The organism is Enterococcus sp. AZ191, assembly GCF_051713845.1.
Classification (GTDB): Bacteria; Bacillota; Bacilli; order Lactobacillales; family Enterococcaceae; genus Enterococcus_B; species Enterococcus_B durans.
On record NZ_JBIOQS010000001.1, the window covers coordinates 2,303,998 to 2,315,626 of the forward strand.

At 37.5% G+C, this 11,629-nt stretch carries 9 protein-coding genes; 1 reads left to right on the forward strand and 8 read right to left on the reverse strand.

Features of this window, described 5'->3' with window-relative positions; all coding sequences use genetic code 11:
• Nucleotides 1-14: 14 nt before the first annotated feature.
• The 8 genes from IGI47_RS11155 to zapA form a co-directional block, all read right to left on the reverse strand.
• The gene (locus IGI47_RS11155; RefSeq protein WP_438784234.1) at nucleotides 15-1,916 is read right to left on the reverse strand and encodes a fructose-1,6-bisphosphatase; all 1,902 of its coding nucleotides are present in this window, start codon (nucleotides 1,914-1,916) and stop codon (nucleotides 15-17) included.
• Nucleotides 1,917-2,235: 319 nt separating this feature from the next.
• Nucleotides 2,236-3,498: an ABC transporter permease gene (locus IGI47_RS11160; protein WP_438784236.1), complete on the reverse strand. Its 1,263-nt coding sequence runs from the start codon at nucleotides 3,496-3,498 to the stop codon at nucleotides 2,236-2,238.
• Complete coding sequence (locus IGI47_RS11165; protein WP_053109213.1) at nucleotides 3,491-4,390, reverse strand: ABC transporter ATP-binding protein; 900 nt, start codon at nucleotides 4,388-4,390, stop codon at nucleotides 3,491-3,493. Before IGI47_RS11165 ends, IGI47_RS11160 begins: the two co-directional genes overlap by 8 nt.
• A gap of 187 nt (nucleotides 4,391-4,577) precedes the next feature.
• Nucleotides 4,578-6,356, reverse strand: a complete 1,779-nt coding sequence (gene uvrC / locus IGI47_RS11170; protein ID WP_311929521.1) for an excinuclease ABC subunit UvrC — start codon at nucleotides 6,354-6,356, stop codon at nucleotides 4,578-4,580.
• Nucleotides 6,357-6,603: 247 nt separating this feature from the next.
• Entirely contained in the window at nucleotides 6,604-6,918 is a 315-nt protein-coding gene (trxA, locus tag IGI47_RS11175; protein ID WP_053109215.1) for a thioredoxin, read from the reverse strand.
• A gap of 85 nt (nucleotides 6,919-7,003) precedes the next feature.
• Nucleotides 7,004-9,364, reverse strand: coding sequence for an endonuclease MutS2 (locus IGI47_RS11180; protein ID WP_438784239.1), 2,361 nt, complete (start codon nucleotides 9,362-9,364; stop codon nucleotides 7,004-7,006).
• 106 nt (nucleotides 9,365-9,470) lie between these two features.
• Nucleotides 9,471-10,022, reverse strand: a complete 552-nt coding sequence (locus IGI47_RS11185) for a CvpA family protein (protein WP_311929524.1) — start codon at nucleotides 10,020-10,022, stop codon at nucleotides 9,471-9,473.
• 20 nt (nucleotides 10,023-10,042) lie between these two features.
• Nucleotides 10,043-10,480: a cell division protein ZapA gene (gene zapA, locus IGI47_RS11190; protein ID WP_311929526.1), complete on the reverse strand. Its 438-nt coding sequence runs from the start codon at nucleotides 10,478-10,480 to the stop codon at nucleotides 10,043-10,045.
• A 200-nt stretch (nucleotides 10,481-10,680) separates the two neighbouring features.
• Between zapA and rnhC the strand changes: the two genes are divergently transcribed.
• Nucleotides 10,681-11,592, forward strand: a complete 912-nt coding sequence (rnhC, locus tag IGI47_RS11195; protein WP_438784241.1) for a ribonuclease HIII — start codon at nucleotides 10,681-10,683, stop codon at nucleotides 11,590-11,592.
• Nucleotides 11,593-11,629: the final 37 nt, after the last annotated feature.

Consider the following 11,629-nt stretch of genomic DNA (forward strand, 5'->3'; position numbering starts at 1 on the left):
TTTTGCGTATTTTTTTATTGTTTGCGTTGATAGGCCAATAAACGTTTCAATTGGTTGACTTGTTGTTGTAACTCTATTCCTTTGGATGTGTCTCGGTTAAATTTTCTAGGCAGTTGTTGATCGATCACTTTCTTGACATCTGCTTGATTACTCGTCTTTTTTAATTGTTGTTCAATACCAAGGAAGGGGTAATGGGTAACGATTTGAAAGCCATAAGAGTTATACAATAGCGAATAACCAGCGATCCCAGTCGTTTTTTGATACGCCTTCGACAATCCACCATCAATCACAAAGACAGTACCATTGGCTCTGATCGGTGATTCTCCTTTTTTGACTTTGACCGGAGTATGACCGTTGATGATGACTGATCCATTTTCTTCTACACCAAATTCTTTAAGAACTTTCTTGCTGAACCATTCCTCGTTTCTTAAAGTATAATAAGGATTTCTTTTCTCTATATGAGTTTCCTTTTCAGTTAGGAAATAACGTTCAAATGTTGCCATCTTACTTTTCCCAAAGAGCGGCGAAAATGGACCTATCCAAGCATACCAAATCAAATCTGTTGCCAGATCATCTTTCACAGTAATCTTTTTCGCACTATTTCGGATTTGCTTTTCAAAGAAATCCAATAATCCTTTACCAGAATAACTTTTATTTTCTAAAGAAAATGACAGGAAGCCACCTTCTGGATCGATCGGTATACATCCATGGAACAAAAGATGCTGATTATATGTCAGATACATTGCTCCTTTGGTCAATAAAAATTCCATATGCTTCTTCATTCTCAAAGAATGTTGAAATGAGTACATCAAGCTATCGATCACTTGCCTTTCTTCTGGCAACAATTGATTCGGATTCTTTGGATCAATCGTTTGAAAACAAGCGCCATTGATCGTATGAACCGTTCCGTCTAACTTGATCGTGTTGTGAGAATAGTCGATTTGAGTCAGTAAATCTCGTTGGGCCATCTCAAACTCTGGTCGTCGTTCCAATATTTGTGACTCCACTTTAAATTGCATGATTGCAAGTGCCTGATGGATCTTCTCCATTTCTTTTCGTTCTCTTGTTGTTAACTCCTCATGATTTTTTGGTGTAAACAGAGGGTTTTCATCATAATTATCATTTGAAAAAGAAGCTAAAATACGGAAGTTCAAGCCATATTCTTTCTCCAAATCAAATAAATAGTTGTACCGAGCGGCAATCCTTAACAGTGTCAACAAGCAGGCTTCCGAACCACAATAAGCGCCAAGCCATAAAAGATCGTGGTTTCCCCATTGGATATCGACAGATGAGAATTTCATCAGTCGATCCATCACTTTTGCAGCTTGAGTACCTCGATCAAAGATATCCCCAACAATATGGACATGATCAATGACCATTGTTTGGATCGTCTGCGCCAATTTTTTCAAAAAACGCTGTTCTTCATCCATCAACGTCAATTGATCAATGATTTTTTTGACATACTCTTTTTTGCCGGCAACTCGGTCATCGATATACAATAGTTCCTCAATGATGTAACTATACTCTTTAGGCAGTCCTTTTCGAACTTTTGAACGTGTATACTTTACAGAAGTGAAACGTAACAATTCGATCAATTGATGGATCAACTGTGATTTATCTTGCTTTTCGTACCATTCAGTTGTGACAGCATATTCTGGATATGCAACAAAGAGCGTCAGTTGTTTGATGTCTTCTTCATCCAAAGAATCATGAAACAACTCTTTGATTTTTTCTTTTAAATTTCCTGAACCAATACGCAAAATATGATCGAACGCTGGAAATTCTCCATGGATATCACTTAAAAACAGCTCTGTCCCTTTTGGAAGCTGCAAGATTGCCTCCAGATTAATGATCTCTGTGATCACATCTTCCGTTGTAGGGAATTTTTCTGACAATAACTCTAAATATTGATCCATTCTAAGACCTCCAGATTGGTATACTTAAAATTATAGTGAATATAAGCGCTTTTTTCAAGATTAAACTCTTAATTCATCTCGGATCAAAAAAATATTGGTCTATCTATAAAAAGAAATGAATGTGGGATAAATCTAAAAATCAGGTTTGCTATAGACCATAATTCCGAATAAAAGGCGTCCAACAGTCAGTTTTTTCGGAATTTTCAAAAAAAAAAAAAAAGAACGAGCAATACAAAAAACGTATTGTTCGTTCTTTTCTCCAATTTCTCAAATCTAAACGACTTTTGTCTCGACCTCGTTTCGTCATCTTCGTTTTGTGTTACGCTTTTTTGCGTTCATTTCTCATGATCGATATCGATTGTTTCAATGAACTCCACAGTCCACCCTCGCTATAAACAAGCACATTAGATTTGTACATATTTGCAGAAAGAAACATTAAAACAAAAGTGACTACGATCAATATGACAAGTGAGACCATCGCTCCACTCACATCGACCGTTTCATTCGCTAAACGAACAGGCATGATGTAAGAAGAAAGGAATGGAATATAAGAGGTGATACGAATGACGATATTATTAGGATCAGACGCACCTAAGATCAGACCTAACATATATCCACCTAGCGATAAATAGGTGACAGGTAAAATCGCCTTTGCTGTATCTTCTGCTTTATTCACTAATGATCCGCATAGTGCTGCTAGAACAGCGAATATCAAGATACCAAAAAACATGAATAGCAATGAATACCATAGGAATGGTCCAAAAATGCTATCTAAAGAAATCCCATCTAAAGCACTTTTCACGATATCCATATTTTTAAATTGATTAAATCCGACGCCAAAAATCACGCCATATAATGCCATTTGTGTCACAGCAACAAGCAAAACGCCTGTCAATTTGCCATAGAAGTGTTTTTGAGCCGTTGTACTAGATAAGATCACTTCCATGATACGCGTACCCTTTTCAGAAGCAATCTCCTGTGCAATGATTTGTGCATACGTTAAGATAATGATGAACAAGATGATCGTTGCGACATAGCTAACTACATATTGTACATCAGAATTGTCTTCTCCCACAGTCATCTTTCCTTGATCGTTGAAACTGACTTTTTGTCGGGAAAAACTTGCTGGCTGACTAAGACTTGCTACTTCTTCTGGCGAAACGCCCAGCATACTTGCTCTAAGCATCGATTGCGCACCTGTCAGTTGTTGTTGGATAAGTAACTGCGTACTTTGACCTAATGAATTTTCGCTATAGAGCTCCCCTTTGACCTCGTCGTTAGCTACCGAAATGGTCATATAGGCATCGATTTTTTCATCTGCCAATTCTTTTTGTGCCTTTTTTGTTGAATCGATTGCTTTAAACTCAAAATCATCTGTTTTCACTTGACCTAGTTGTTGTGTCAACTGCGGATCATCTGATAGGACCCCAATTTTATTGACCTCACTATTTTGTTGCGCAAAATTCCCTGCAACGTAAATGACCCCCATCATAATAAATGGCACTAAGATCATGATCAAAAAAGAAATAGATTTGATATTTTTTAAATAAACATCTTTTGTAATGATCCAAAATTTACGCATCCATCTCACCTGCTTTCATTTTGAAGATCTCTTCCAAAGTAGGCGGTTGCTGATTGAACATCGGAATGTAGCCAAACTGAGTTGCTCGCGTGAAAATCTCTTTTCCTGCATCTGGATCTTCTAATGTGACTTCCAATGTTTGGTCTTCATGAAGGATCACATGTTTAACTCCTTCGATTTCAGCTACGTCTTGTTGTGTCAGATCAGATTCTAAAAATACTTTTGTTCGGCCAAAAGATTCTCTGATTTCATGTACTTTTCCATCTAAAACCATTTTCCCATTTCGCAACATGATCAAATGATCACAGATTTTTTCAACATTATCCATATTATGACTTGAGAAGATCACACAAGAACCCTTCTCTTTTAATTCAATGATCCCATCTTTCAATAGTTCTGCGTTTACTGGATCCAACCCGCTAAATGGTTCATCTAGGATGATCAGCTTGGGTTCATGGATCAACGTGGCAATCAACTGTACCTTTTGCTGATTTCCTTTCGATAGCGATTTGACTTTATCTGTTTTCTTGCCTTTTACTTGGAATTTTTCCATCCAAAAATCGATTTTCGGTTCAATTTCTTTTTTTGATTTTCCGCGTAATTCCGCAAAATACACCAGTTGATCTTGGATCGTCACTTTTGGATATAATCCTCGTTCTTCAGGCAGATACCCAATGATATCGTAATCTTTTTCTCCTAAATGATGACCATTCCATAATACTTCCCCTTGATCTTGTGTCAAAAAATCTAAAATCAGTCGAAACGTCGTGGTTTTTCCCGCCCCGTTTTGTCCGATCAATCCCATGATCTTTCCATCTGGAATCTGAAATGATACATGGTCAACAGCTGTGTAGTTCCCAAAAGTCTTTACCAGGTCTTTAACTTCTAACATCGTTTCACTCCTTCGCCACTAGTATATTTCTTCAAAAAATAAATCGCATACATTCGTAAGAATAGAACAAGAGGGGAACCTGACGTTTAAGAAGAAACACCCCCTATTGTACCGAAACGATTGTTGGCTATCATTTTCTCATAAAAAAATCATAGGACACTTTACATTGTTTGTAAAGCGTCCTCTGTTAGTTTTCATGTAATTTGTCAAAAACATTTTGTGCGACATTTTTAGGTAAGCCGATTTGTTGAAGTTCTTCGACTGTTGCTGCTGTAATATTTTTAAGAGATTTGAATTCTTTTAAAAGATTTTTTTTCCGTTTTGGTCCTAATCCTTCGATTTCATCTAAGCGAGAAGCAAAACTATTTTTACTTCGAAGTTGTCGGTGAAACGTGATTGCAAATCGATGGACTTCATCTTGTACTCGTTGCAATAAAAAGAACTCAGGTGAATTTCTTTCTAATGGAACGACAGCTAGATCTGAACCAAAAAGTAATTCATTCGTTTTATGCTTTTCATTTTTGGCCATTCCAGCTACGGGAATATCGATACCTAACTGGTTCTCCAGCACATCTTTTGCAACATCGACTTGCCCTTTCCCCCCATCAATCAAGATCAAATCAGGCAAAGATAAGCCTTCACGGATCACACGTGCATACCGACGATAGATAACTTCCCTCATGGAGGCATAATCATCAGGTCCCTTCACTGTTTTGATCTTATATTTGCGGTATTCCTTTTTTGCTGGTTTCCCGTCAATAAATACGACCATCGCAGCGACTGGATTTGTTCCCATGATATTTGAATTATCGAAAGATTCGATACGTGTTGGTGTAGGGATGTTCATTGCATTTCCTAACCGTTCCACGGCGCCAATCGTTCGTTCCTGTTTTCGCGCAATCAGATCAAATCGTTCATTTAAGGCAACCGTTGCATTTTTATTAGCAAGTTCCACTAGTTTTTTCTTTTCGCCTCTTTTTGGCTGTAACACTTTGGTATCTAATAGAGCTTCCACGCTTAATTGGTCGATCGTATCAGGGATCAAGACTTCTTTGGGGATGAAATGTTCATTTTCTTGATAGAATTGACCGATATACGTTAAAAAGTCTTCTTCTGCTTCATTATAAAAAGGAAAGATAGAAACGTCACGTTCGATCAATTTTCCTTGTCTCACAAAAAATACTTGGACACACATCCACCCTTTATCGATGGCATAACCAAATACATCTCGATCCACTAAATCGGTATTCGTCATTTTCTGTCTTGTCATGATCGTTTCGATTGCTCGGATCTGATCGCGGTATTCTGCGGCTTTTTCAAATTCCATATTTTCGGAAGCCAGCATCATTTTTTGGTGGATCTCTGACTCGACTTTTTCATGTCCCCCGTTTAGAAACCCTTTTACTTCATCAACGATTTTCGTGTATACTTTAGGATCGACATTAAAGTAATACGGACATAAACATTGGCCTAAATGATAATACAAACATGGTTCTTTTGTTTGACTTGGCTTACATTTGCGTAAAGGAAATAACCGATCAAGTATTTTCTTTGTTTCATTCGCAGCCCCTACATCGGGATAAGGTCCAAAATAAAAAGCTTTATCCTTCAATACTTTACGTGTGATCACTAAACGTGGATATTTTTCATTGGTGATTTTTAAAAAAGGATACGTCTTGTCATCCTTTAGCATGATATTATATTTAGGATCGTTCTTCTTGATCAAGTTGATTTCTAAAAGCAAGGCTTCGATATTTGATTCAGTCACGATATATTCAAAGTCTACGATCTCACTAACTAATCGTTCTGTTTTGGTATTGTGGCTACCTGTAAAATAAGAACGGACACGATTCTTTAGAATTTTTGCTTTTCCCACATAAATAATCGTCCCATTTTTATCTTTCATCAAATAGCAGCCTGGTTGATCAGGAAGTAAAGCTAATTTGTTTTTGATACGTTCATTCATTGTATACTTCCTTTCAGATTTCATTGTATTCATTATAACATGATTGATAAATTCGTTGTTTCACTGTCATTTATTTTGACAATAAATTAAATTTTACAGGTATCGTCTGCATTATGACACTGCGAAAAAAGAGGAGGGCGAGACAAAAGTAAACATCACTTTTTGTCTCACCCTCTGAATTCGAATTAACGATCTTTTTTAACCCTTGTAACTAGTTTTCACGACCTTATAAGCAAGGTTGTTTATTTTATAGATATTGACTGATCATTTGACGTAATTGTTCTTTCGTATGAACACCAATCGCTTTTTCAACTACTTGTCCATCTTTTTTCAACAATAACGTTGGAATACTCATGATCCCAAACTCTTGTGGTGTTTGCGGATTTTCATCTACATCCATTTTTACGATTCTGAATTCATCTTCATCGTATTCTTCTGCTAATTGATCCAAAATTGGTGCTTGCATGCGACAAGGTCCACACCAAGTTGCCCAAAAGTCAACCAATACTAAGCCTTTGTCTGTTTCTTCGTTAAATGTCGTATCTGTAACTACTTGTGACATATAAAAGACCTCCATTTTTTAGTCTGATGGTATTATAGCATTTTTCTTTTCCAGAAACGAGCATTCTGCTTACATTAAGTAAGCTTTATTTAAACTTAACGATCGTTGCTCCATTCCCACCTTGATTAGCGGGAGCAAATTCATAGCTTTTTACACTTCGATGATTTTTTAGATAGTCCGTAATCCCTTTGCGTAGTGCTCCTGTTCCTTTACCATGGACAATAGTGACTTGAGGGTACCCAGCCAAGATTGCTGCATCAAGGTATTGATCCACTTCAGTCAATGCTTCTTCATAACGTTTTCCACGAAGATCTAGTTGATTCGCCACATAACTGGCAGATTCTGATCTTACTGTATGCACCACTCTTTGTGTTGGTTCTTTTTGCGGAGCTACTGGCATCAATTCACTTTCAGAAACATTCATCTTCAAGATACCGATCTCCACTTGCCATTGATCCCCGTTTTTACGTAACAAGGTTCCTCGCTGACCATAAGTCGTTACAAGAACTTCATCTCCAGATTTGAGCGTCTTTTGTTCCTTCGCTTTTTTCAATACTTTATTTTTCTTCAATTGTTCTTCTTGGTGTAAGTTTGCTAATTGTGTTTTCGCATCAATCAATTGATGCTCTTTCACATTTCCTTGTCCGATCTGTTGTTGCATTTTCCGAATATCTGCGATGATGTGATCGGCTTTTTCTTCTGCTTCCGCTACCAGATCATTTGCTTTCTTTTTCGCTTTTTCTAGTTCTTTTTCCCGTTCTTCAAAAAAATAACTATACGCATCTTTTAGATTTTCATACAAACTCTGTGCCTCATCAACATAATGACGCATTTCCAAGTATTCTGTTTCAACCATTTTACGACGACTTTCTAAATCAGAAATCATTTCATTCAAATCTTGGCTTTCATCATTCATCAATTGTTTTGCTTCATTGATCACATCTTGATCTAGTCCTAACCGACTCGAGATCTCAAATGCATTGCTTCGGCCTGGAACACCGATCAGTAAGCGATATGTTGGGCTCAATGTATCCACATCAAACTCCATACTTGCATTGATCGTATTGGCACGATTATAACCATACACTTTCAATTCTGGATAATGAGTCGTTGCCATGACATAAGCTGATTTTTTCCCTAGATCATCTAGGATAGCGATAGCTAATGCTGCTCCTTCTTGCGGGTCTGTTCCGGCACCTAACTCATCAAATAAAACTAAACTTTTTTCGTTTACTTTTGCTAAGATATCCACTGTATTGGTCATATGAGAAGAAAAAGTCGATAAACTTTGTTCGATCGACTGCTCATCTCCGATATCGGCAAATACTTCTTCAAAAATTCCGATCTGACTATCTTCACCTACAGGGATCGGCAGTCCAGCCTGCCCCATCAATTGAAGTAAGCCAAGCGTTTTTAACGTGATGGTTTTCCCACCTGTATTTGGACCAGTGATGACGATTGCTTGATAATTCTCACCGATCGTAATGTCATTAGCCACAACTTTCTCTTGGTCGATCAATGGATGCCGTGCTTGTTTGAGCACAACATGATTCTCTTTACTGATTGTCGGAACAATTGCTTTTAATTCTTTCCCAAAACGAGCTTTGGCATTCATTATATCCATTTTTCCAATAACATATGCGTTATGGATGATCTCATGACGATGAGGAACAAGCTCTGCGGACAATTCACTTAATATTCGTTGGACCTCATTACGTTCGGCAATCTGGTACTGTCTTAACCGGTTATTTAAGTCAACGATTTGTTTTGGCTCAACAAATAAAGTTTGACCAGAAGCACTTTGGTCATGGACTACGCCACCAAACACACCACGATATTCTTGTTTTACTGGGATAACATAGCGATCATTTCGCATCGTGATGATTGCATCACTCAAATATTTTGCGTTTTTCCCTCGAACGATGCCATCTAATTGCTCTCTAACCGTTTGTTCGCTGCGACGAATGTTTTGACGAATACTTTTTAGTTCTGGTGATGCATCATCTGTCACTCTGCCATCTTCATCGATTGCTTCTTTTAGTCGACGGCTTAAAACCGGGATCGTAACTAGCTGGTCAGCCCAAAAATACAAGCGGTAGAAGTCGATTTCGCTGTCGGCTAGATCATCAATGAATCGTTTCAATTCACTAGTTGTTGATAACACACGAGAAACTTCCGCTAATTCAATCCCATTCAAATCTGCACCGATTTCGATCCGTTTCATATGTGGGCGGATGTTTTCCAATTTTGGTATCGGGATGCCTCCACGCAAACGTTGGACTTTCAACCCATCCTCTGTTTCAGCCAACCAATCCGTGATATGTTCTTTCTGATTAGCGGGGACTAATTTCACTAGTTCTTCTTGTCCTTGAGCTGTCACTAAATATTGACGGACAAGTTGTTTTACTTTTTCAAATTCTAATGTTTCAAGGATTCGGTTATTCACTTTATCACCTTATCTTTCACTAAAAAAAGTTGTAACTCTTCGCATCAGCTCTTTCGCTTCTGCCGTCCTGTCACAACCTCTTTTCAATCGTTTTGTTTCATCAATCCTATTGATTGATGATATTCGTTACCCATAGATCATGGATTTTGTCACTCAATAGCGGTGTCTTCTCAACAATAAAGCGTGCAAGACTATTCCCACTAAATTGGTTTTGGATAAAATCTACTGGAACAAGAGTCAATAAGCTCAAAAGCAAGAAAATCGTTACATAAGCAACCACAACAGACAGCACACCGCCTGCTAGCCAGTCTACTTGCCTCAATACAGGGACATAGGTCAAACTGTGAGCAAAAATCCCAATGAAGCGAGTAATCAATGCACCCGCCAATAGAATCAGCAAGAAGGCCACACCTGCATAAAAGGCCTCATCTAATCTAAAAGAGATCACTTGATCAAAAAAGACCATTTTAGATGTAGAAGTCACTGCTGGATAAGGAATATATAACTCTAAATGATCCGCTAACTGTTTGTAAAAATGCTGGGCCACAAAAAATGATAGTACATAGCCTATCGTATAAACCACTTGCATAGCAAAACCTCGCCTGGCCCCTGAAAAAAACGCAATAAGCAAAATAAATAAAATCAATAAACTTAACATGCCACGTTCCTTTCTCCTCGTTAATTTGAAGATTTTTGTTTGATTTGGCCTTTTCTTTTTTCATTCAAGATTTGTTGTGCTTCCATATGATTTTTTATTTCACGGTTAGGTTGTCCGTTTTCTTTCAAAACTTCTCGAGCTTCATTCTCAATTGCTTCGATCCGTTTGATACGGTTCTCCATTTCGGTAAATTTAATCATTTTTTTCTTTAAGTTTGCCACTTCTTTTTCAAGTTCTAAATTTTTTTCTTGTTTTTTCAATTGATCCGAGAGCGCATTGACAGCCATCAAAATAGCTGCTTGTTCGTTATCGATTTGAGGTGACAATTCCTTCAATTCTGCTAATTGTTCATTGATCAAATTTGTCACGATATCCATATGATGTTTCGTTTCACGTCCAATGATCGTGTAAGTTTGGTCGGCAATCACTGCTTTATAGCGTGTTTTTTCGTGCGCCATCCGAATCATTTCCCCCTATTGATAAAATTATTATCTAGTGTACCATGAAGTTAATGATTTAACAGCTGTACACACATTTCTTTAATTTACTTTATCATTATATGATAAACTAAAAAAAAATGCTATGTCTCCTACTATTCTTATGTTTAGAATGTATGGAGATCAAACTATTTGGACAATGTCAATAAATTGGAGGCACCATGAGTAACATAATCATAAAAACAACTACTAAACAGATCGAAAAAATGAAACAAGCTTATTCAACTTTTTTATTACCAAAAAAAATTCCTTATACATCTTTTGTAGCCAAAAAAAATGGCACTACGATCACTGCTTATACTTCTGGAAAAGTTATGTTTCAAGGCACAAATGCAGAAAAAGAAGCTGGTCTTTGGGGTGAAGCTCCATCAGCAGCCAAAAAAAATAGCAAAAGTACTGATTTGCCACCTGATCTTCCTCATTTATCCGTCCTAGGAAGTGATGAAGTCGGCAATGGGAGTTACTTTGGCCCGCTGACCGTTTGTGCCGCATATGTCGACAAAACAAAACTTGATTTATTGAAAAAATTAGGTGTGCGCGATTCAAAAGAAATGAAAGATCCCCAGATCGTTCAATTAGCGAAGATACTAAAAGAAACTATACCCTATCAGCTACTTGTTTTATCCCCGAAGAAATACAATGAGATCCAGCCAAAGTATAATGCAGTTCGGATGAAGGTCGCTTTGCATAATCAAGCAATCCATTTGTTGTTGCAAAAAATAGCACCCACTAAACCTGATGCTATTTTGATCGATCAGTTCACGCCAGAAGCAAACTTTAAAAAATATGTACAATCAGAAAAAAATCAAATCCAAGAAAAACTTTATTTCGTTACTAAAGGGGAACAATACCATCTAGCTGTAGCAGCTGCCTCTATCATCAGTCGCGCGAGTTTTTTAGATGAACTCGATAAAGCATCTGCAGAACTAGGGTTTACACTGCCTTCTGGTGCTGGCACAAAATCTGATCACGTAGCCGCTAAGATTTTACAAAAAGGCGGGTTACCTTTACTGGAAAATTACGCCAAACTTCACTTTGCCAATACAGAAAAAGCCCAAAGATTGATGGGCTGATCTTCACAAATCAAAGAGGTTGAGACAAAAATCGTTT